A 22,730-nucleotide genomic window follows, 5' to 3' on the forward strand; every position below is an offset into this window, starting at 1 on the left:
TTCTCGCCTCATGTGCCCGCAAGGGGTGGGGCATACTGCCAAAACCGTCAGTAGACGCTGCATTCGTGCAGTACAGGAACGCATCAAAATGAAGTCGTCGAAGAAGTCTCTTCGTTGGGGTATTCAAGCCGCGTGCGCACTGGCTTGTCTGGTTGTTGTGCCTGTCCATGCGCAGCAAGACAAGCAGGTGTACCGGTGTCCTGGCAACCTGTATACCGATGCACTGTCTCCCAAAGAGGCCTCGGCGAAAGGCTGCAAGACATTGGATGGTGCGCCCATCACGGTGATTCAGTCTGTGGTTCCGCGCGGGACGGCGCCTGCAAAGGCCTCCGGGGCTGGCAGCGAATCCAAGGTGCAGTCGGAAGATCAGAAAGCGCGTGACGCCGATGCTCGTCGCATTCTGGAAGCGGAGTTGCGCAAGGAAGAAGAAGCCTTGGCGGCCCTCAAGAAGGAATACAACAACGGACAGCCTGAGCGCAAGGGCGATGAGCGCAACTACCAAAAATACCAAGAGCGAGTGGAGGCCATGAAGGCGTCCGTGACGCGCAAGGAGGCCGATGTGGCCGCCTTGAAGCGAGAGTTGGCGAAGTTTGGTGTGGCCCCTTGATTTCACACTCGCGACACAGGTAGTACCCAATATGAGCGCTGTGAAAGCTTCGAACGCTGAAATCGAGATGAGTGATGGCCGCGATGGCTTGCCGCCGGGCATCGACGCGTTCGATTACTTGGGCACCATGGTGCTGGTGGTGGACGAAGTGGGTCGTTGCCGCTTCGCCAATGCCGCATTTGAAGAGGTTGTTGGCGCCTCTCGTCGGTCAGTGCAGGGGGTGTCCTTGTATGACTGGTTTGTGGATCGGCCCACCATGCGAGATGTCGTGGCGGGTGTGATGCAAAAGGCTTACGCCACAAGCCGTGTGCATGCTGAGTTGAAGCGGCATCCCCATGTGACGGCGGGCGACCCCTTGCCGGTTCAGGTCATCGTGACCCATTTGAATCACGGTGACCTGATCTTGGTGGAGTTGGTCGAAGTCGAGCAACAGACGCGTCAAGAGCGGGAAGAGCGTGTGCTGGATCAGGCGCAGGCCAACAAGGAGTTGATTCGCAACTTGGCCCATGAAATCAAGAATCCTCTGGGGGGGATTCGTGGTGCGGCACAGTTGCTGGAAATGGACTTGGAGTCGCCCAGCCTGACGGAATATACCCAGGTCATCATCCATGAGGCGGATCGGTTGCAGTTGCTGGTGGATCGTCTGCTGGCGCCGCATCGACGGCCGCATGTGGTCAGTGATGTGAACATCCACGAGGTGTGTGAGCGTGTGCGCTCGCTGATTCTGGCGGAGTTTCCCAAGGGTATTCGTGTTCAGCGTGACTACGACACGTCGCTGCCTGACTTCCGGGGTGATCGTGAGCAACTGATTCAGACGGTGTTGAATATCGCGCACAACGCGGCGCAGGCGTTGGTGGATCGCATGGCGTCGGGTGATGCTTTGTTGATTTTCCGAACACGGGTGGCCCGACGCGTCACGATCAACCGCCAGTTGCACAGGTTGGCACTGGTCTTGCATATTGAGGACAACGGCCCGGGGATCCCGGAGTCCATCCGTGATCGCATTTTTTACCCGCTGGTGTCGGGGCGGGACGGTGGCTCTGGTCTGGGTCTGACTTTGGCGCAAACTTTCGTTCAACAGCACCAAGGCACCATCGAATGCGAAAGCGAACCGGGGCGGACGGTCTTCAGGATCCTGCTGCCCCTGCTGTGAAGGCGAGGTCGCGCGGCGCAGACGGATGGGGTGCCACACACAGTAGGCCAGCATGAAACCCATCTGGATCGTTGACGACGACCAATCCATCCGCTTTGTGCTTGAAAAGGCACTGGCACGCGAGAACCTGCCGGTTCGCAGCTTCACCAATCCCCGCGATGTGCTGGCGGCGTTGGATGAGGACGAACCTCAGGTGCTTGTTTCCGACATTCGCATGCCCGGTGGCTCCGGCATTGACTTGCTCAGCAAGGTCAAGGCGCGCCTGCCTGGTTTGCCCGTCATCATCATGACGGCGTACTCTGACTTGGACAGCGCCGTGTCGGCCTTCCAGGGCGGCGCGTTCGAATACCTGCCCAAGCCATTCGATTTGCCCAAGGCGGTCGAGTTGATCCGCCGCGCGGTCGAAGAGAGCGTGCGCGAGGAGGTCAACGACGAGCGCGTGACGCAGATGCCCGAGATGTTGGGGCAGGCGCCTGCCATGCAGGACGTGTTCCGCGCCATTGGGCGACTGAGCCAGAGCAACGTCACGGTGTTGATCACCGGTGAGTCGGGGGCGGGCAAGGAGTTGGTGGCGCGCGCGCTGCACAAGCACAGTCCACGAGGCAATGGTCCGTTTGTGGCGATCAACACGGCGGCGATCCCCAAGGATTTGCTGGAATCGGAGTTGTTTGGTCACGAGCGCGGGGCGTTCACGGGTGCGCAGACCATGCGCCGGGGGCGCTTCGAGCAGGCCGATGGCGGCACCTTGTTCCTTGATGAAATTGGCGACATGCCGTTCGATTTGCAGACGCGCTTGCTGCGTGTGCTCAGCGATGGACAGTTCTATCGGGTCGGCGGTCATCACCCCATCAAGAGCAATGTGCGCGTGATTGCCGCGACGCACCAGAATCTGGAAGAGCGGGTGCGTTTGGGTGGCTTCCGTGAGGACTTGTTCCACCGCTTGAACGTGATCCGTCTGCGCTTGCCACCGTTGCGCGAGCGCCGTGAAGACATTCCGACCCTGGCCAAGTTCTTCTTGCAGAAGAGTGCCAAGGAGTTGGGGGTGGAGGCCAAGCGGATTTCGGATCCGGCGTTGGCCAAGTTGACCCTGTTTGACTTCCCGGGCAACGTTCGCCAGCTTGAAAACATCTGCCACTGGCTGACCGTGATGGCGCCTGCGCAGGTGATCGAGAGCAAGGACTTGCCGCCTGAGTTGCTGGAAGGCAAGGTGGCGGTGACTTCCTACGGTGCACCTGAGGCGGCGCCTGTGGTGGCCCATGCTGAGCCCGAGCCAGCGCATGCCCCTGACGTCTCCGCACCCGTTTCACAACCTGTTTTTGCAGGTTTGAATGGTGCGCAGCATGATGCGTCGACAGCATCCGTCGTTGCGGATGGGGCGGCGGCGTCCTGGTTGCAGGACCTGGAGCGTGAGGCTCGCAGCCGACTGGAAGCCGGACAGACGGATGTGTGGGACGCGCTGACTCGACAGTTCGAAGCCAGCCTGATTCACACAGCACTGGATTTGACGCGTGGTCGTCGTATCGAAGCGGCTCAGAAGCTGGGCATTGGCCGCAACACGATTACCCGCAAGATCCAGGAACTCGGTATAGATGAGTAAAAGCGCTTCAGGGAACTTGGCTCTGGGCTAAAGTGTCAAAGATGACAGCCACCACTTCATGGGTGAGGTGGTGGTGAGCCTTCAGCAAGAGGTTTTTGAGAATGAAGCAAGCGATGCAAATGGCAGCCAAGGGGCTGACCGTCCTGTCTTTGTGTGTGTTGGCCGCGTGCTCAACCACCAGTCCTGACGTCATCAAGCCGGGTGATGCACAGCGCATGTCCCAAGTTCAGGATGCGGTGGTGCTGAATGTGCGGCCTGTGGTGGTCGAAGGTAGCCAGAGCGGTGCGGGTGGTGCCACGGGTGCGGTCATCGGAGGCATCGCCGGGGCCGGTTCAACGGGTAACAGCCGCGGCTCAGCCATGGCCGGTGTGGCCGGTGCCGTGGTCGGTGCGGTGGTGGGGAATGCCGTGGAGCGTTTCGGCACGCGTGAAGACGCCGTTGAAATCCTGCTGCAACTGCCGAACGGTGAGCGGCGAGCCATCGTTCAGGCCAAGGGCAATGAAACCCTCAACCCCGGTGACGCTGTGATTTTGGTGACCACTGGCGGCAAGACCCGCGTGATGTTGGCCCCGAAGGTGACCAAGCCCTGATGTGATCAGGCTTGCATGGTGTTGACGGCGGCCCGGAAGTGTCGAAGGGCGCCGGCGTAAAACGCCACGCCAATGACGGCAATGGCTGCAAACTGTGGCCACACGATGCTCAGGTCGGCGCCTCGGTAGAGGATGGCCTGAGCAAAGCTCACAAAGTGTGTGGTGGGTGCTGCGTTCATCACAAAGCGCACGATGTCGGGCATGCTTTCGCGTGGGGTCATGCCGCCTGACAGGATGTTCAGGGGCAGCAGCACCAGAATCATCAGCAAGCCCAGTTGCGGCATGGAGCGCGCCGCCGTGCCCATGTAGATGCCCATCGATGTGGTGGCAAACAGGTGCAGTGCGCACCCCACCAAGAACAGGCCGACCGAGCCTGTCACCGGCATGGCCAGGGCGTCTCGCAACACAAATTGCAAGGCCAGTGCGGTGGCCAGCATCACCACGGCCCCCATGGACCAAATCTTGGCTAGCATGATCTCCGAGGGTTTGAGGGGCAGCACCAGCAAATGTTCGATGGTGCCGTGCTCACGTTCGCGGATCAGCGCTGCCCCCGTCAACACGATGGAGAGCATGGTGACGTTGTTGATCAACTCCATCACGCCCATGAACCAGGTGTTGTCCAGCGATGGGTTGAAGCGCATGCGCATCGCCAATTCGATGGGCATCGTGGTGTTGATGCGTTCTCGCTGCAGAAATTCGTTGACTTCGCCCAGTGCCATGCTTTGCACGTAGCCCGATCCCAGAAAGGCCTGGCTGAGTTGTGTGGCATCGACGTTCAGCTGGATGGCGGGGGATTTGCCGGCCAGGACATCGCGCTGGAAGTCCGGCGGGATGTTCATCACGAAGGTGTAGCGCCCGGCATCCATGGCCGGGTCGACATCGGTCAGACTGATGGCGTCTGGCAGTTTGAACGTAGGGGGGTAGAAGGCGCTGACGATCCGCTGCGACAGCATGGACTGGTCTTCGTCCACCACGGCAATGGGTGCACGGTGCAGGCGGTCGGGAGCCCCTTTGGCGGCGGTGTAGAGCGCCCCCGAAAACGCCCAGATGACGAAAAGCAGCAGCAAGCGGTCACGCCACAGGCTGCGCAACTCTTTGATGCCCAGCGTCCAGACTTGGCTGATGGAGGGAAGGCTGTGGCGCTTCATGTGTCTTGCTTTTTCAGAAGGGCCACACACAGCAGGGTCAGCACCGGAATGATGAGCAGCAGCGGAATGAAGTAAGGCCACAGGTCGGCCATCCCCAAGGCTTTGGAGTAGGTGCCTCGGCTGATGAGCAGGAAAGGGCCGGTGGGGTAGATGCGGCCAATCAGTGCTGCAGGCCCTTCGAGCGAGGAGACCGGGTTGATGATCCCGGAGAACTGAATGGCTGGCAGCATGGTGGCCAGCGAGGTGCCGAAGATGGCTGCAATCTGGCTGGACACGAAGGTGGACATCAGCAGTCCCAGTGCCGTCGATGCGGCCGAGTAGGCCAGGGCGCCCAGCGTGAGCGTCAGGAAACTGCCCTTGAGGGGGACGCCAAACAGCCAGATGGCCATCACGGTCATCAAGGCATAGTTGATCATGGCCGTGCCGATGTAGGGCAACTGCTTGCCGAGCAGAAACTCCAGCTTGGTGACGGGCGTGACGTACAGGTTGATGATGGAGCCCAACTCCTTTTCACGCACCACGCCCAGGGCCGTGAGCATGGCGGGGATGAAGATCAGCAGGATGGGGATCACTGCGGGCACCATGGCGTTCAGGCTTTTGACGTCCGGGTTGTAGCGGTAACGGATTTCCACCGTGGCAGGGGATGGGGGGGCCATGCCAAGCCGTGCGAATTGTTCTTGCAGGTACGTGGCGTGCAAGCCCTGGATGTAGCCGGAGATGGTCTCGGCCCGCTGTGGCATGGCGCCGTCGACCCACACGCCAATGGTGGTGGGGCGGCCTCGGCGCAGGTCGGCTGCAAAGTTCGGGGGGATTTCCAGGGCCACGCTGACATCGCCATTGCGCAGTCGGCGGTCCATCTCGGCTTCGCTCTGGATGGGCGCTTGTTCGAGGAAATACGGTGAGCCTGAGATGTTGAGTACGTAGTCGCGGCTGACACTGCTTTGGTCGCGGTCGAGCACGGCAAAGCGCAGGTCTTGTACGTCCATGCTGATGCCATAGCCCATGATGATCATGAGCAGGGCCGTCCCGATGAGGGCCAGCGTCAGGCGGATGGGGTCGCGCCGCAATTCCAGCGATTCGCGGTGTGCGTAGCTGAGCAGGCGCGACCAGCTGAAGCGCGAATGGACCTGGCGAGGCGAGGGCTGGGGGGCGCGGGGTGTGGCGTGGGAGCGCGTTTCTGTTGCAACCTCTGGTGTGGCGGTGGGCACAGAGGAGGGTGCGTCGCTGTCTTGCTGCGCCGCTTCCAGCAGGGCAATGAATGTGTCTTCCAGGCTGGTGTGGCCATGGCGTTGCATCAGGCGATCCGGGGTGTCGCTGTCCAGCACGCGGCCTGCGTGCATCAGCGAGATGCGATCACAACGTTGTGCCTCGTTCATGAAGTGGGTCGAGATGAACAGGGTCACACCGTCTTTGCGTGACAGCTCGATCATCAATTCCCAGAACCGGTCGCGTGCAATCGGATCCACGCCCGAGGTGGGTTCGTCGAGGATCAGCATGTCGGGCCCATGCACGACGGCCACGGCCAGCGACAGGCGTTGTCGCACACCCAAGGGGAGTTTGTCGGGCAGTTCGTGCTCGACGCCGAGCAGGTCGAAGCGCTGCAGCATGTCGTGCACACGCGCCGGAATGCGCTCGGCTGCGACGTGGAAGATCTTGGCGTGCAACTCCAGGTTTTGTCGCACGGTGAGTTCGCCATACAGCGAGAAGCCTTGCGACATGTAGCCCACGCGTTTGCGTACGCTCAGGTCTTGCGCATCGACCGGGCTGCCGAACAGCGAGGCTTGCCCTTCGGTGGGCGGCAGCAAGCCGGTCAACATCTTCATGGTGGTGGTTTTGCCGCAACCGTTGGAGCCCAGGAAACCAAAGATTTCGCCACGCCGAATGGACAGGTTGACGTGATCCACCGCAGTGAACTCACCAAACCGGCAGGTCAGATCTTGGGCCTCGATGGCAACGACGTCATCCCCGGTGGTGCGGGGAGGAACGACCAGTGCCTGGTGTCCGACGCGGCGTTGTTCGGGCAAGAGCGCGATGAAAGCGGCTTCCAATGTGTTGCAGCCCGTTTGCTGGCGGAGCATCTGCGGGCTCCCGGTGGCCAGTACACGTCCATCATCCATGGCCACCAGGTGTTCGAACCGCTCGGCTTCTTCCATGTAAGCGGTCGCGACCAGCACGCTCATGCCCGGGCGTCGGGTGCGGATGTGGTCGATCAGCTCCCAGAACTGGCGGCGTGACAACGGATCCACGCCGGTGGTGGGCTCATCCAGGATCAATAAGTCAGGGTCGTGGATGAGTGCACAGCACAACCCCAGTTTTTGCTTCATGCCGCCGGAGAGCTTGCCCGCCGGGCGATCGGCAAAGCGGGACAGCCCGGTGCTGTGCAACAACTCGGCGATGCGCTGTTGACGCTCTGCCTCGCTGTGGCCGAACAAACGACCAAAGAAATCGACGTTTTCCCAGACGGACAGCGTGGCGTAGAGGTTCTTGCCCAGTCCTTGGGGCATGTAGGCAATGCGAGGGCAGACCTGCCTGCGATGCGCTGCCGATCGCATGTCTCCGCCCAGGACTTCCAGTTGCCCGGTCTGGAGACGCCTTGCCCCTGAGATCAATGCCAGCAGGGTGGACTTGCCCACGCCGTCGGGGCCAATGAGCCCGACCATGCCGCCTTGGGGTATGTCCAGCGAGACGTCATCCAGCGCTGTCACGCGCTTGTAGCGGTGACTCAGCGAACGGATGTGGATGACTGAGTCTGTCACGGCTGAGAGGCTGCTGGGGATGCTGGCAGTTTCACTTGCAGCTTGTCGGGCCAAGGCGCGGCGGCGTCTGTTTTGACGTATGCCATGCCAGGCATGCCGGTCTTCACATGGCTGCGGTATTTGGCGAGCAGCGCCGGGTCAACTTGAGCGCGAACTTTGAAGACCAGCTTTTGTCGCTCTGCGGTGGTTTCAACCGTTTTGGGCGTGAATTGCGCAACATCGGCCACGTAGGACACTTTGGCCGGAATCACGAACTGAGGGGCCGCGTCCAGCACCAGTCGAGCCTCGGTGCCGATGGCAACCCGGCCGGCTGACGCTTCGGGCAGGAAGAAGGTCATGTAGACATCGCTGAGATCCACCAAGGACAGCACCCGGCCGCCGCCACCCAGCACTTCGCCAGGTTGTGCGGCACGCAATTGCACCCGTCCGGATCGGGGGGCGTGCAGCGTCGCGTCGCTGATGTCAGCCTGGATGCGTTTGACGGACGCTTCTGCGGTCTCAATGGCGGATTGCGCCTCGATGCGTTGAGATTCTGCGGCTGTGATGGCAGCGCGAGCTTCTGCCACTTGAGACTGCGCTGCGCTCAGGCCGGCCTTCACACTTTGAAGCTGCGCTTGGGCCTCATCCAGTTTTTGGGGTGGGAGGAAGCCTTTGATGACCAGTTCATCGGTGCGCTGATACTGCTTTTGGGACAGCGCCAGTTCGGCTTGGCGTTGAGCGACCAAGGCGGAGGCGGTGCTCACGGCTTGATGCCTTTGTACCAGCAGGGCGTCCACCGTATGGCGTGCTTGCTGAGCCTGCCGTGTCTGAGCCTGAGCCCGAAACAGATCCGCATCCAGCGTGGCGGTGTCCATGATGGCGACCACCTGATCTTGCTGTACGTCGTCACCCTCTTTGACCAGAATGGCCTTGATGCGACCGCCCGATTTGGTCGCCACGTCAATGTCCGTGGCTTCCAGTCGGCCGTTGCCACTGCTGATGCTGCTGGGCAGGCCTTGCGGCTTGAGCTGGTTCCAGGCAACGACCGCTCCGATGACCACCGCGGCGCAGAGCCCCCACACCAAAGTCCGGCGAGTCTGAAAACCTGTGTTTGGGGTGGGAGTGCTCATGGCGTCCTTGGTCACAACAGCGTCTTGGTGTTTGTACCACGTTGCTCATGGGGGTACTTGTGCGTTGATCAAGGTAAAGCCACTGGTGCGATGGGGAACCTTTTTTGTTGCGCCAGACACTCAATCGCATCGGTTGCTGCCCGATGATGGCGGCGTGTTCCGTGGAACCTACTGAGTCATTCATGCGTTCATCTCAACGTTTCTCTCGCTCCGTTGTCTCGTTTTTGGTGGCTTCGGCGTTTTGCGTGCCTGTTTGGGCGGCAACGCCCTCGGGTGGTCAACCAGGCCCCCGGCAGGTCGCCACGACCGCGCTGTCGATGCACGCCGACGTCGAGGGCATTCACGAGTACCGGTTGCCCAATGGTTTGCAGGTTCTGTTGATTCCAGACGATGCCAAGCCCACGACGACGGTCAACATGACCTATCGCGTGGGATCGCGCCACGAAAGTTATGGCGAAACGGGCATGGCGCACTTGCTGGAGCACATGCTGTTCAAGGGCACGCCCCGTCATCCACAGGTATGGGCTGACTTCAACAAGCGTGGTTTCAGTGCCAATGGCAGCACTTGGTATGACCGCACCAACTACTTTGCGAGTTTTGCGGCCAACGAGGAGAACCTCCGCTGGTATCTGGCGTGGCAGGCCGATGCCATGGTCAATAGCTTCATTGCGCGCAAGGACCTTGATAGCGAGATGACGGTGGTCCGCAATGAGATGGAGATGGGTGAGAACAGCCCCGATCGCATCTTGATGGACAAGACTTTGGCTGCCATGTACCAGTGGCACAACTATGGCAAATCCACCATTGGCGCACGCGCGGATGTAGAGGGCGTGGACATCAGTCACCTGCAGGCTTTTTACAAACGCTATTACCAGCCTGATAACGCGACCCTGATCGTGTCAGGCAAGTTTGATGAAGCCAAGGTGCTTGCCTGGGTGCAACGCTACTTTGGTGTCTTGCCCAAGCCCAAACGCGCGCTGCCACCGTTGTACACGCTGGACCCGGTGCAGGACGGTGAGCGCAGCGTCACCCTTCGTCGCGTTGGGGGCGTGCCGCTTCTGTATGCCGGCTATCACGTGATGCCTGGCGCCCATCGCGATTTCGCAGCGGTGGAGTTGCTCTCCATCATTTTGGGCGATGCCCCATCAGGGCGTTTGCATAAGCAGTTGACGGAAAAGCAGTTGGCCGCCTCGGTGTTTGCATTTGCACCCGGGTTGGCCGATCCGGGTTTCTTGCTGATGGGGGCTCAGCTGGGGTCCGGGCAGGATGCGGCTGCCGCAAAGAAGGCCATGCTGGATGCAGCGGAGTCGATCGCACGTCAACCCATCACGGCAGAAGAGCTGGATCGGGCCAAAGCCAAATGGCTCAATGCTTGGGAGCAAGGCTTCTCTGATCCTCAGCACGTCGGGGTGGCTTTGTCCGAGGCCGTGGCCTTGGGTGATTGGCGGCTGTTTTTCCTGACCCGCGATCGTGTCAAGGCCATTGCCTTGTCTGATGTGCAGAGAGTGGCTGAACACGTGTTGCTGGCCTCCAATCGCACGACCGGGGAGTACGTGCCGACCGCTGCACCCGTGCGGGCAGATGCGCCGGCGCGCGTGAATGTGTCGGAGGCCTTGAAGGACTTTCAACCTCAGCGTGCGCAGAGCAAAGTTGCGGCTTTTGATGCCAGCCCTGCCAACATTGATGCCTCGACTGAGCGGTTTAAGTTGTCCTCGGGCATGCAGGTGGCCTTGCTGAGCAAGCCGACACGCGGCGAAGCCGTGAAGGGCGCTTTGACCCTGCACTTTGGCAATGTCCAAAGTTTGGCCAATTGGGGCAGTGTCCCCGGCATGATGGCGGCACTACTGGACAAGGGAACCCCCACCTTGTCTCGTCAGCAGGTGCAAGACAAGCTGGACGCTTTGCAAGCCGAGGTCGCCTTCTCATCGGGGGCGGGTACCCTCACGGCCCAGTTCACCACGCGTCGGGCACATGTGAATGCCGTCCTGGAGTTGCTGGCAGACATGTTGCAGCAGCCGGCATTTCCCGCTGATGCGCTGGAAGAGGTGCGACGACAAGCGCTGGCGGGTTTGGACGAGCAACGCAAGGAGCCTGAGGCCGTGCTGGCGGAGGCCATGTCGCGTCATGGCAATCCGTATCCCAAGGGGGATGTCCGCTATGCAGAGACCTTTGACGAGTCTGAGGCAGACCTGAAGGCCGTCCAGCTTGATCGCGTTCGGGCCTATCACCAGCAATTCTTGGGGAGTGAGCACGGGCAGTTGGCGCTCGTGGGTGACGTTGACCGTGCCTCGACGCAAAAAGTACTGGAGAAAAGGTTTGGTTCATGGCGCAGCGCAGCGGCCTATGAGCGGGTCCCTTCGCCTTTCGTGTCGGTACCTCCTGCTCAGATTCAGTTGATCACGCCCGACAAGCAAAATGCGACCCTGTCGGTCGTGCAGCCTTTGGCGTTGAATGACCAGGATCCTGATTACCCTGCGCTCATGCTGGCCAATCACCTGTTGGGCTCTGGCGGGGATTCGCGCTTGTGGAATCGCATCCGTGAGAAGGAAGGCTTGTCCTATAACGTCTTCAGCGCAGTGCAGTGGAATCCGCACGAGGCACATTCTGTGTGGTCGGCGGGGGCCATCTTTGCGCCTCAAAACAAAGACCGGGTGCTGGCAGCATTCAAGGAAGAAGTCCAACGGGCTTTGGAGAAAGGATTTACGCAGGCGGAGTTTGAGGCTGGCCGGCGCGGTTTGCTGAATTTCCGCAGGCTCGGTCGTGCACAGGATGCAAGGCTGGCTGCCGGTTGGGTCAACAATCTGTTCCTTGATAGAACCTATGCACTCTCGGCGCAAGTAGATGCCGCGCTTGAGAAGCTGACCTTGCAACAGGTCAATGACGCTTTGCGCCGCTATTTGAAGCCGGATCAGTTTGTGATGGGCGTGGCGGGGGATTTCAAAGCCAGCAAATGACCGAGGGGTAACGGCCATAAAAAAACCGACGCAGCGTGCGTCGGTTTTTCATTGGATCGAAAGCGATCAGATGGCAAAGTCTTCCAAGGTCTTGCCGGCAGCGATGGCTGCTTGAATCCACTTTGGCTTCAGGCCGCGACCGGTCCAGGTTTCGCCCGTGGCGGCGTTACGGTACTTGGGGGCAACCTTTTGACCTGCAGCGCTGCTGCCGCCCGTCTTGCCACCAGCCTTCACGCCTAGGTCTGCCACGGTCAGACCGTTTTCAGCCAGCAGAGTCTTGATCTGGGCGATCACGTTGGCGCGCTCGGCACGGCGGGCTTCAGCAACTTGTTTTTCCAGTTCAGCGGCTTGCTTGGCAAGGGCAGATTGTTGAGCGAGGAGTTCTTGCAGATTGCTCATGGCGTTCCTTTGTGGCCCGGTTGTGAGGGCTTAATAATTATCACGTTTCTGCCAGGTCGGCAGCGTTAAGGCATAACAGCCGAATGATGGGTCATTCGGTCAGGGAACGAATTCTAAACACGAAATAATTAACCGTGCAAATCAGGTGATTTAGGCCAATTTAACATCGGTGATATTGCATGCGGAACGGGCCTTGCCTGCATTTAGCGCGACGCGTCTCGTTTGACGGCCTCACCCAGCTTGATGACGGCGAGTGCGTAATAGCTGGACTGGTTGTATCGAGTAATCGCGTAGAAATTGGCGGTGCCCGCGATCAGTGTGGCCGTTGCGCCGCCGTTCTCCAATTTCACCAAGGCCAGCTTGCCAGGGTGATTCAGGGCAGCCTCAGCCAAGGTCGCACCGAGCGCTTGCATATCTTCAGCAGAGAAGCTGGGGCGGATATCTGGTGCCAGCAGTTTGTTCAGCGCCCAGGTGTCTTCCGGTGGGGTGATATCGAAATAGCTGGGCCACTCGGCACGCCAGCCGTGCTCGGCCAGGTAATGTGCAACGCTGCCGATGGCATCGACCGGGCTGTTACGCAAATCGACCTTGCCATCGCCATCGAAGTCGACGCCCCACTTCCGGATGGAGCTAGGCATGAACTGAGGCAGGCCGATGGCGCCCGCGTAAGACCCCAGCACGCTGGCAGGCGCCACATTTTGCTCGTGGCAGAGGGTCAAGAATTGCCCCAACTCGGAACGGAAGAAGGCGCTGCGATCACTGCGCCCCTTCGGAAAATCGAGGCTCAAGGTGGTCAGGGCATCCAGTACCCGGAAATTACCCATCTGACGGCCATAAATGGTTTCAACACCCAGGACGCCCGCGATGATGTGTGCCGGCACACCGTAGAGCTGTTCGGCACGCTGCAAGGTCGTCGCGTGTTGACGCCAGAAGCTCACACCGGCTTTGATTCGGATGGGCTCGACAAAGCGGCTTCGATAAAGCGCCCAGTTTTTGCCGGTGGCGGCCGGCGGCGGCATCATCAGCTTGGCCACGCTTTCTTTCTGGCGTGCTTCAGACAAGGCGGCCCAAACCCATTGAGGGTCAAGCTGATATTCCGCAGCGAGGGTCCACGCCAACTCACGCGCATCGCTGCGTCGGGCATAACTGTCAGCTGGCGCTGCGCTGTTGAGCATCAGGCTGCTCTGTGGCTGCTGAAGCGTGTCGGTCGAAGCCTGCTGTGGGGCCGCAGGCGTTGGTGATACTGGAGCGACTGACGCTTGCGGAGCGGGTGGGGTCGAGCAGCCACTTAACTGATGCAAGACCAGGCCGGCCAGGGCAGAACACATGAAGGCGCGCATGGTTGCACGCTGAACAAAACGAAACATGAGACGGAACTCGAAAGACTCGCGACGCCGGCGGGACCCGGATTGGTCGTCAGTGTGCCTGATCTGCGCGGCGTGACGGGACAGCATTGGCGTGCGCTCGCCACGACTTGACCAGTTTGTAGATGGATCGGATTTCGGCTTGTGCGGCCTTCTGCGATTGGTGCTCGGACAGGTGGGGCGCGTGGGCGTATCGGAGGCGGTCCAGTTCATGCAGCCGTGCGATCAACTCGCGCTGAAGCCCCAGCGTGCTCGGGGCCATTCTTTGGCCTTCGATGTATCGAGCCCAAGCGAGTGCCGGCGCAGGCAGGGGCATTTGTGGGGGCGGATCTCCGGTCAGCGGAAGCAGCGTCTTGTGCAACTGCCACATCCGCTTCTGCCATGGCGATTGGCGTCTGACAGGGCGTTGCCACCACAGCCACATGCCACCCACAACGCTGCTCAGCACCAAGCCAGCGGCACTGAGTCGCAACAGATCTTGCCAGTCTGGCTCGCTCACGCCCCAGCCTTCGAGCAAAGCCAATTGCTGTTGACGTGAATAGCTCTGCACCCACATGTTCCAACGGTGGTTGGCTGCCTCCAGATAGGCTCTTGCGGTATGCCAGTAGGCTGCATCGAGGCCGGGCAGGGCGCCATCGACATTGCGTGCCCGTGTGTCAAAGCGTCGGGGGCGTTCGATGCGTTCAGGGGCCACGGCGGCAGTCGGGTCGACGCGAACCCAGCCGCGCTCGTCAGACCAGTATTCGGCCCAAGCATGTGCATCGCTGTTGCGGACCACCAGCCAGTCGTCAAAGGGATTTTTCTCTGCCCCTTGGTAGCCCGTCACGATGCGTGCGGGCACCCCCATGTTGCGCAGGACCACCACCACGGCACTGGCGAAGTGCTCGCAAAACCCTGCGCGCTGATCCAACCAGAATCGATCGATCTGGTGCGGAGATGGGGGTGTCCCCGGTGGCAAATCGGCGTCAGGGGATAAGGTGTAGCGAAAGTTTTCCTGGCGGATGTAGCGCAATACGGCCAGAACCTTCTGGTCCGCACTGGCTGAGACCAAGTCGGACTGTGCAGAAAAATCTCGCGTCCAACCCATCGTGCGGGGGTTGAATCCCAAGGGCAGGGCGAGGAGCCGGTGGCGATCTGCATCCGACAGGTTCACATTCCCCTCAGACGCCATCCAATTCGCTTTGGCATCGATCTGTGCCCGTTCGGACAGCGGCTGTGCTGCCAACCAGTTGCGGCCCATTCGGACCAATTTGGGCTCACGCAGGGGTGGTGTAGGGCTGGCCTGGAAGGTCCCGTCCAGCAAGGCCATGCTGCGCAAGCGGGAGGGTTCGATGGAGGCTTGATAGCTCACGCTGTCACGCAACTGCGACGGGTTTGGGGGGGGCTCAGGCTCGGTTGGGAATGTATCCATCCGGGTGTTGTCGCGCGGCGCTTGTGTCCAAGTCTGGCCATCAAACTGTTCGAGCACCGGCCCGCGGAAATACAGCTTTTGAGGCGGAGGTGCTGCGGGCGCAAAGCGCACACGCATGGCAATCGAGTCGTCCAGCGCCAATTCGGCAACGTGTCCGAGCCTCATGTCGTCTGACAGTCCTGTTCTCGGCCCGGCGTCGCCGGGCAAGCGCCACAGTGGCCCAAACCGCGGGAAAAACAGGAACAGCATCACCATCAGTGGCAACCCGAGGAGCATGCTGAGGCATGCCGTACGCCAGGCTGACCAGATGGAGGGGCGCCCAATCGGCCGCTGCGCCAAGATCAGGGAACTCAGCCAGGCCAGTGTGGCCAGCAACATGAGTGCCGCAATGACGATGCTTTGCGAGTACAGAAACTGCGTCAGGACCAGGAAAAAACCCAGACAGGTGATGACCAACGCATCGCGTCGAGCGCGCAGCTCCAGTGTTTTCAGTGCCGCCAGCACGGTGACCAGAGTGATACCAGCCTCACGCCCCATCAGCGAGTGATGGGTGCGCCAGGTGAGCGCCAGGCACGCCGCCAGCGCAAGCCAGTTGACCCACCGAGGCGGCAACGGGGCATCTCGCCAGGCAAGTTGGGCTCGCCAGGCCACGGCCAGCACCACGCCACTGGCGCACCACCAGGGCAGTCGCGGCAGGTGCGGGGCCACGGTCACCAGCAGCGCAGCGAGTAGCCACAGCGTGTCACGTCCCTCGCGACTGAGCTTGGCAGTCGACCACAGCAGGCGGAGAGACGTGGTCATGCGTGACCCTCCGCAGAGGGTGTGGGCCACGTTGCCAAGGCGTCCAGGCAAGCCTTCAGGTGATGCGGGCCGCTGTCGCAGTCCACTTGCACACCGGGTAAACGAAGGCCGTAGCGGCTGCCCGTGTCGCTGGCGACCTGCTCTGCGCTCACCAACCACGAGGCCAGGCGAGACAGACGTGACTCCAACGCCAAGCCCTGCATGCCTGGCGAGGCATCGAAATCCAGCCACAGGTCAGGTGACCGTCCGCGAACCGGCTCGCGCGTCACCAGGCCCGTGCCCGAAGCCAATGCGTGGCTGGACTTTTTCCATGCAATCCAACGCAAGGGATCGCCTCGGCGGTAGTCGCGCAACCCATCCGGAATGTCTGCATGCCGCTGCGCTGCACTGGGCATCACGGCCTGATTCTGATCTGGGGTGCTCTCGGGGAGTGCGGGAGGGTGAAGCTCCAGCGCGGGCCAAATCAGCACCCGACTGTGGGGGCGCCAATAAGCCCAGACTCTGAAAAAGCCCATGGGGAAGCCCGTTTCAATGACCACCGTGGGCATGTCCATCCAGCCGCGACGGGTTGCGGGCGTTTCGAGCTCAACGGTGGTGTCGCCGCCCGCCGTCACCTCAAAAGGCGTCAGGTCTTGCAACACCGAGGTCTGTTTGTCAGCCAGGAACCGTGTACTGAAGCCCAGTCGCAGGCCTAACCGATGCTTGCGACCTTGATCATTGTGAGCCAGCACCGTCAGTCGCACGGCTTGGCCCGCATGGACGCCATGAGGCGCCAGCAAACTCAACCTCAGCCCCTGCAGGTTGCTGTGCGTTTGGTACATCACGGCCAAGCCGGTGCCCGCCAGCAGAAATGTCAGCGCGTAACCCAGATTGATTTGCTCATTGATGGACGCCGCCAGCAAGATCAGGATGACGGCAGCGAAACCCCAACCTGCTCGGGTGGGCAGGATGTAGACATTGCGCTGCGTCAGTCGAAGATCGTCTTTGCGGGGCAGTCGCGCTGTCCACCAAGCTTGCCAACGAGCCGACCAGCTGTCACGCCAGCGATGCAGCACCGTCATGGAACGGGGGTCGCTTCCAGCAATGCACGCGCTTGTGCAGCACTGCTGCGGGTGGATTGCGGCAAGACCTGCAGGCGATGGGCAACGGCCGGCACCCACAGCACCTGAATGTCCTCAGGGGAGACGTGTCCCCGCCCCAGAACCAGTGCGCGAGCACGCGCCAGTCGCAGCAACGAGAGGCCAGCTCGAGGACTCAGACCCAATGCAAACCAGCGCCCATCGCGCGTGGCGCTGATCAACGCTTGCAGATAGTCCAGCAACCCGTCTGAAACATGCACCGACTCAATGGCCTGTTGCAACGCCAGCCATTGTTCGGGCTGCATCACGGACGGCAGGCTGGCCAGAAGGCTGCGCCGATCGGCGCCCGTCAGCAGGGCTCGCTCCGCGTCCTGAGAGGGATAGCCCAGCGACAAGCGCATGGCAAACCGGTCCAGTTGCGACTCGGGCAAGGGGTGGGTGCCCAACTGATCCGATGGATTTTGCGTGGCGATCACAAAAAAAGGCGAGGGCAGGGGGCGGGTCTCACCATCGGCTGACACCTGCCGCTCCTCCATGGCTTCCAGCAGTGCGCTCTGGGTCCGCGGTCCTGCGCGGTTGATTTCATCAGCCAGGAGCACTTGCGCAAACACCGGCCCGGGATGGAAGACAAACGCCTCCTTTTGCCGCTCGTACACGCTGACCCCGATCAGGTCTGAGGGCAGCAAATCGGCGGTGAACTGGATGCGGGCGTGCGTCAACCCCAGACAGTGCGCCAATGACTGAGACAAAGTGGTCTTGCCCACACCGGGGACGTCTTCAATCAGCAGATGGCCGCCAGCCAACAGACAGATCACACTCAGCGTGACCTGCTCTCGCTTGCCCACGATGATCGTGCTAACCTGATCGATTAGCTGCGTGATCTGCGATGGACTGGCCGAGTTGGCGCCCCCCGTGTGCGCCTGAAGAGGGGTTTTGTCGTTGCGGAGCATGCCGCCACATTACCTGAAACCCGTCTGACGTGCTGAGCAGGACTGAATCATGACGACCGGCTACTTTTCCCATCCCGACTGTCTGTTCCATGACATGGGGGAGGGGCACCCGGAGTGTCCGCAACGGATCGAAGCCATTGAGGCCCGACTGAAAGAAGAGGGTCTGGATGCCCGCCTCGACCATCGCGACGTTCCCATGGCGGACAACAGCGACCTGGCGCTGGCCCATGAAATGAATTACGTCCTGACGCTGGACGATTTCCTGCAGCAACTGGAAGCCACGGGTGACACCCGCGCACTGGACCCGGACACCTGGGCCTGCCCCGGCACCCGGTCGGCAGCCTGGCGTGCGGCAGGCGCGGCCATCGCCGCGACCGACGCTGTGATCGATGGTGCGGTCCACAACGCCTTTTGTGCCATCCGCCCACCCGGGCACCATGCTCTGCGTGGTCAGACCATGGGTTTTTGCTTCTTCAACAACGTGGCCGTGGCTGCGCGCCATGCGCTGGACGTCCGGGGCCTGCAACGCGTGGCCATCGTGGACTTTGACCTGCACCACGGCAACGGTACCGAAGACATCCTCGCAGGCGACGATCGCGTGCTGATGCTCGGCTTCTTCATGCACCCCGCCTATCCGTACTGCGGGGCCGAGAGTCGCGCCGGCAACATGGTGAACGTGCCCGTGCCCTCACGCAGCAACGGTTCCACCATCCGCGATGTGGTCGAGAGTTACTGGCTCTACCGCATCGAAGACTTCAAGCCCGACATGATTTTCATCTCGGCTGGTTTCGATGCGCACCGTGAAGACGAAATGGGGGGCTTGGGTCTGGTCGAGGCCGACTACGCCTGGATCACCCAAAAAATTCTTGACCTGGCACAACGTTACTGCCAGGGCCGCGTGGTGTCCTGCCTGGAGGGGGGCTACAACCTGGACTCGCTGGCGCGCAGTGCCGCCACCCACGTTCGCACGCTGCTTGAGTATTGATGTCTGTTTTCATGAATCCGTCCAGTTCCGTCACCGCCACCCACCCGCTGACCGCAACCGAGCTTGAACACCTGATCGGTCAATTGGGTGAGGCACCTGCTTGGGCTGAAATGGGTGTGCTGCTGGGGTGCCTGGGCTTGTCTTGGGCGCTGGTTCGCCTCTGGCGCGGCCGTCACGTCGATCCCAAGTCCATCTGGTTTGGCCGCCGCATCATCGACGGGGTGCTGTTTCCGGTGCTGGCGCTGTTGCTGGCGCTGGGCGCGCGCCGCTTGTTCCTGGGCGACCTGCCCATGGTTGTCTTCCGGGTCGCGCTGCCGGTGCTGATGTCGCTGACGGTCATCCGATTGACCGTCAAAGTGTTGCGCGCCGTGTTCCCCGACTCTCAGGCCGTGCGCGTGGTCGAGCGGACCGTATCTTGGCTGGCCTGGTTGGCCACTGTGATGTGGATCACCGGAGTGTTGCCCATCATCCTCGACGAGATGGAGGACGTGCACTGGAAGATCGGTGCGGCTCGGGTCACCCTGCGCAGCCTGGTCGAAGGTTCGCTCAGCGCCGTGCTGGTGCTGATCCTGTCCTTGTCGCTGTCGTCTGCCATCGAGGCACGCCTGCTCAAGGGGGCGACCGACAACCTGTCGCTGCGCAAGATTGCCGCCAATGCCATCCGGGCCTTGCTGCTGGTGGTGGGCCTCATCCTGGCCATGTCGACCGCTGGCATCGACCTGACGGCGCTGTCGGTGCTCGGTGGTGCGGTGGGCGTGGGTCTGGGTTTCGGCTTGCAAAAGTTGGCGGCCAACTACGTCAGTGGTTTCGTGATCCTGGCCGAGCGCAGTCTGCGCATCGGCGACTTGGTGCGGGTGGACAACTTTGAGGGCCGCATCACCGACATCAACACCCGGTACACCGTGCTGCGTGCCTCGAACGGACGCGAGTCGGTGGTGCCCAACGAGTTGTTGATCACCCAGCGCGTGGAAAACGCGTCGCTGGCCGACACCAAAATGGCCATGACGACCCTCGTGCAGGTGGCATACGGCACGGACATGGACTGGCTGATGCCGCAACTCCTCGAAGCTATCCGTCGGGTGGATCGCGTGCTGCCTGATCCTGCGCCAACGGTGTTTCTCTCCAACTTTGCCGCCGATGGCTTGGAGTTAACCGTCACGTTCTGGATTCGTGATCCGGAAAACGGCCAATTGGCAGCCCGGTCGGCTGTCAATCTGGCGATCTTGCGCACCCTGAACGAGTTGGGGGTCGAGATTCCGTTTCCCCAGCGCGTCGTTCACCAGATCCCTCACCCCAATGAGGTATCCTCCAGCGCAACCTGAGTTTTCTGCCTGCTTCGGCAGGCTGGCCACCGCATGACCCAATCTTCCCAATCGCCCAAGGCTGACGACGATCTCGTCGTGGACGTCGCCGATGACGTGGACGACGCACCTCGTCCTCGTCGCAAGGGCATCTACATTCTTCCTAACCTGTTCACCCTGGCCGCTCTGTTTGGCGGGTTCTACGCCATCGTCATGGCCATGAATGGCCAGTTCGAGCAGGCGGCCATTGGCGTGTTCTGTGCCATGGTGCTCGACAGCCTGGATGGCCGTGTCGCCCGCATGACGAACACGCAAAGCGCGTTTGGCGAGCAAATGGACAGCCTGTCTGACATGGTGTCGTTTGGCGCCGCACCGGCGCTGATCGTCTACGAATGGGCGCTCAAGGACATGGGCAAACTGGGCTGGATCGCTGCTTTTGTCTATTGTTCGGGCGCGGCCCTGCGTCTGGCGCGTTTCAACACCAATATCGCTGTGGTCGACAAGCGCTTCTTCCAAGGTCTGCCCAGCCCTGCAGCCGCCGCGTTGGTCATGGGCCTGATCTGGGTGGTGACCGACGTCGGCGAGAACGCCACCTCCTTGCCCTGGATGGTCTGGCTGGCTTGTGCGTTCACCCTTTACGCCGGCTTGACCATGGTGACGAACGTGCCTTTCTACAGTTTCAAGGACGTCAACTTCCGCCGCACGGTACCGTTCATTGCCGTGGTGGCCATTGCACTCGGCATCGCGGTCATCACCATCCATCCGCCCATCGTGCTGTTTGGTGTGTTCGTGGTGTACGGCCTGTCGGGGTACGGCGTCTACATCTGGAAGCGCATGAAGGGCAAGCCCGTCAGCGTCATTTCCACCTCGACCGACGAGCCTGACGAAGCCGGCTTGCATCGCTGAGCGCGAGCAGCCTGAACGAAATTCTGCCCCTGGAGGCACACCATGACCGACAAGCTGATCATTTTCGACACCACCTTGCGTGACGGCGAGCAGTCGCCCGGCGCGTCCATGACCCGCGAAGAGAAGCTGCGCATCGCACGCCAGCTCGAGCGCATGAAGGTGGACGTCATGGAGGCGGGTTTTGCCGCGTCGTCCAATGGCGACTTTGAGGCCATCAAGGCCATCGCCGACGTCATCAAGGATTCGACCGTGTGCTCGCTGGCACGCGCCAACGACCGCGACATCAGTCGTGCGGCCGAGGCCCTGAAGGGTGCCAATTCCTGGCGGATTCACACCTTCATTGCCACCAGCCCATTGCACATGGAGAAAAAACTCCGCATGTCGCCCGAGCAGGTGCTGGAGCAGGCCAAGTCGGCTGTGCGTTTCGCCCGCAACCTGACCTCGGACGTGGAGTTTTCTGCTGAAGACGGTTACCGCTCTGAACTCGATTTCCTGGCGCGCGTCTGCGAAGCCGTGATCGCCGAAGGCGCCACCACCATCAACATCCCTGACACGGTGGGTTATGGCATCCCCGAGTTGTACGGCAACTTCATCCGCGAACTGCGTCAAAAAGTGCCGAACTCCGACAAGGCCATCTGGTCGGTGCACTGTCACAACGACTTGGGCATGGCCGTGGCCAACTCTCTGGCCGGCGTGAAGATGGGTGGTGCCCGTCAGGTGGAGTGCACGATCAACGGTCTGGGTGAGCGCGCTGGCAACTGCGCCATGGAAGAAATCGTCATGGCGATCAAAACGCGTCGTGACTACTTTGGTCTGGACGTGGGCGTCGATACCCGTCAAATCATGCCGGCGTCCCGTTTGGTGTCTCAGACCACGGGCTTCGTGGTGCAACCCAACAAGGCCGTGGTCGGCGCCAACGCGTTCGCGCACGCATCCGGTATTCACCAGGACGGCGTGCTCAAGGCGCGTGACACCTACGAAATCATGCGCGCCGAAGACGTGGGTTGGGCGGCCAACAAGATCGTGCTGGGCAAGCTCTCGGGCCGCAACGCCTTCAAGCAGCGCCTGCAGGAATTGGGCATCGATCTGGACTCTGAAGCTGAAGTCAACGCCGCGTTCGCCAAGTTCAAGGAACTGGCCGACCGCAAGAGCGAGATCTTTGACGAAGACATCATTGCTCTGGTGGGTGATGAAAGCGTGACGAGCGAGCAAGAGCACTATCGCCTGGTGGCCTTGTCGCAAGGCTCTGAAACGGGCGAACGCCCCCACGCTCGGGTGGTGTTCGCGGCCGGCAATGTCGAGCACAGCGCCGAAAGCCAAGGCAACGGCCCGGTCGATGCCAGCGTCAAGGCGATTGAATCCGTCGTGAAAAGTGGCGCGGAAATTCAACTTTACTCGGTGAATGCCATCACGTCGGGAAGCACAGAATCTCAAGGTGAGGTGACCGTGCGACTGCAATTGGGCGGTCGCGTGGTGAACGGGGTGGGTGCAGACCCGGACATCGTGGTGGCCTCGGCCAAGGCCTATTTGTCGGCCTTGAACAAGTTGCACAGCAACGCCGAACGCGTCGCAGCCCAAGGCTGAACCAAGGCGTGAGTAGCCTGCTTTTGCGGGTTACTT

The 22,730-nt window shown here is 61.1% G+C and carries 17 protein-coding genes; 9 read left to right on the forward strand and 8 right to left on the reverse strand.

Annotated features, from left to right (window positions below):
- Window positions 1-88 precede the first annotated feature (88 nt).
- From ACMV18_RS08865 to ACMV18_RS08880, 4 genes are all read left to right on the forward strand, one after another.
- Window positions 89-607, forward strand: a complete 519-nt coding sequence (locus tag ACMV18_RS08865) for a hypothetical protein (protein ID WP_420817545.1) — start codon at window positions 89-91, stop codon at window positions 605-607.
- A 67-nt stretch (window positions 608-674) separates the two neighbouring features.
- The gene (glnL, locus tag ACMV18_RS08870) at window positions 675-1,760 is read left to right on the forward strand and encodes a nitrogen regulation protein NR(II) (RefSeq protein WP_420817564.1); all 1,086 of its coding nucleotides are present in this window, start codon (window positions 675-677) and stop codon (window positions 1,758-1,760) included.
- A 52-nt stretch (window positions 1,761-1,812) separates the two neighbouring features.
- The gene (gene ntrC, locus ACMV18_RS08875) at window positions 1,813-3,357 is read left to right on the forward strand and encodes a nitrogen regulation protein NR(I) (protein ID WP_420817546.1); all 1,545 of its coding nucleotides are present in this window, start codon (window positions 1,813-1,815) and stop codon (window positions 3,355-3,357) included.
- Window positions 3,358-3,458: 101 nt separating this feature from the next.
- A complete protein-coding gene (locus ACMV18_RS08880) occupies window positions 3,459-3,947 on the forward strand; it encodes a hypothetical protein (protein WP_374259264.1) in 489 nt (162 codons plus the stop codon).
- Window positions 3,948-3,952: 5 nt separating this feature from the next.
- Here ACMV18_RS08880 and ACMV18_RS08885 read toward each other — a convergent pair whose 3' ends face one another.
- Genes ACMV18_RS08885 through ACMV18_RS08895 form a run of 3 tightly spaced genes read right to left on the reverse strand, consistent with a single transcriptional unit; the run spans window position 3,953 to window position 8,960 of the window.
- Window positions 3,953-5,095 carry an ABC transporter permease gene (locus ACMV18_RS08885; RefSeq protein ID WP_420817547.1) on the reverse strand — a complete coding sequence of 381 codons (1,143 nt, stop codon included), beginning with the start codon at window positions 5,093-5,095 and terminating at the stop codon, window positions 3,953-3,955.
- Window positions 5,092-7,851, reverse strand: coding sequence for a ribosome-associated ATPase/putative transporter RbbA (gene rbbA, locus ACMV18_RS08890; RefSeq protein WP_420817548.1), 2,760 nt, complete (start codon window positions 7,849-7,851; stop codon window positions 5,092-5,094). Before rbbA ends, ACMV18_RS08885 begins: the two co-directional genes overlap by 4 nt.
- A complete protein-coding gene (locus ACMV18_RS08895; RefSeq protein ID WP_420817549.1) occupies window positions 7,848-8,960 on the reverse strand; it encodes an HlyD family secretion protein in 1,113 nt (370 codons plus the stop codon). The genes rbbA and ACMV18_RS08895 overlap by 4 nt, the downstream gene beginning before the upstream one ends.
- A 182-nt stretch (window positions 8,961-9,142) precedes the next feature.
- Here ACMV18_RS08895 and ACMV18_RS08900 point away from each other — a divergent pair, with 182 nt between their 5' ends.
- Entirely contained in the window at window positions 9,143-11,914 is a 2,772-nt protein-coding gene (locus tag ACMV18_RS08900) for a M16 family metallopeptidase (RefSeq protein ID WP_420817550.1), read from the forward strand.
- A 66-nt stretch (window positions 11,915-11,980) separates the two neighbouring features.
- Here the strand turns inward: ACMV18_RS08900 and ACMV18_RS08905 are convergent, their stop codons facing one another.
- The 5 genes from ACMV18_RS08905 to ACMV18_RS08925 all read right to left on the reverse strand — a co-directional run bounded on the left by ACMV18_RS08905 (window position 11,981) and on the right by ACMV18_RS08925 (window position 17,918).
- Window positions 11,981-12,313 carry an H-NS family nucleoid-associated regulatory protein gene (locus ACMV18_RS08905; RefSeq protein ID WP_374259286.1) on the reverse strand — a complete coding sequence of 111 codons (333 nt, stop codon included), beginning with the start codon at window positions 12,311-12,313 and terminating at the stop codon, window positions 11,981-11,983.
- 203 nt (window positions 12,314-12,516) lie between these two features.
- On the reverse strand, window positions 12,517-13,680 hold the full coding sequence (gene mltB / locus ACMV18_RS08910; protein WP_420817551.1) for a lytic murein transglycosylase B: 1,164 nt from the start codon (window positions 13,678-13,680) through the stop codon (window positions 12,517-12,519).
- 49 nt (window positions 13,681-13,729) lie between these two features.
- Window positions 13,730-15,889 (reverse strand): transglutaminaseTgpA domain-containing protein, encoded by a 2,160-nt coding sequence (locus ACMV18_RS08915; protein WP_420817552.1) that lies wholly within the window; start codon window positions 15,887-15,889, stop codon window positions 13,730-13,732.
- Window positions 15,886-16,950 carry a DUF58 domain-containing protein gene (locus ACMV18_RS08920; RefSeq protein ID WP_420817553.1) on the reverse strand — a complete coding sequence of 355 codons (1,065 nt, stop codon included), beginning with the start codon at window positions 16,948-16,950 and terminating at the stop codon, window positions 15,886-15,888. The genes ACMV18_RS08915 and ACMV18_RS08920 overlap by 4 nt, the downstream gene beginning before the upstream one ends.
- On the reverse strand, window positions 16,947-17,918 hold the full coding sequence (locus ACMV18_RS08925) for an AAA family ATPase (RefSeq protein WP_420817554.1): 972 nt from the start codon (window positions 17,916-17,918) through the stop codon (window positions 16,947-16,949). The genes ACMV18_RS08920 and ACMV18_RS08925 overlap by 4 nt, the downstream gene beginning before the upstream one ends.
- Before the next feature lie 49 nt (window positions 17,919-17,967).
- Here ACMV18_RS08925 and ACMV18_RS08930 point away from each other — a divergent pair, with 49 nt between their 5' ends.
- Genes ACMV18_RS08930 through ACMV18_RS08945 form a run of 4 tightly spaced genes read left to right on the forward strand, consistent with a single transcriptional unit; the run spans window position 17,968 to window position 22,694 of the window.
- Complete coding sequence (locus tag ACMV18_RS08930; protein ID WP_374258026.1) at window positions 17,968-18,903, forward strand: histone deacetylase family protein; 936 nt, start codon at window positions 17,968-17,970, stop codon at window positions 18,901-18,903.
- Window positions 18,903-20,225 (forward strand): mechanosensitive ion channel family protein, encoded by a 1,323-nt coding sequence (locus ACMV18_RS08935; RefSeq protein ID WP_374258025.1) that lies wholly within the window; start codon window positions 18,903-18,905, stop codon window positions 20,223-20,225. Before ACMV18_RS08930 ends, ACMV18_RS08935 begins: the two co-directional genes overlap by 1 nt.
- Before the next feature lie 33 nt (window positions 20,226-20,258).
- Entirely contained in the window at window positions 20,259-21,110 is an 852-nt protein-coding gene (gene pssA / locus ACMV18_RS08940) for a CDP-diacylglycerol--serine O-phosphatidyltransferase (RefSeq protein ID WP_420817555.1), read from the forward strand.
- Window positions 21,111-21,152: 42 nt separating this feature from the next.
- The gene (locus tag ACMV18_RS08945) at window positions 21,153-22,694 is read left to right on the forward strand and encodes a 2-isopropylmalate synthase (protein WP_420817556.1); all 1,542 of its coding nucleotides are present in this window, start codon (window positions 21,153-21,155) and stop codon (window positions 22,692-22,694) included.
- Window positions 22,695-22,730: the final 36 nt, after the last annotated feature.

The organism is Aquabacterium sp., assembly GCF_048860245.1.
Taxonomy (GTDB): domain Bacteria; phylum Pseudomonadota; class Gammaproteobacteria; order Burkholderiales; family Burkholderiaceae_C; genus Aquabacterium.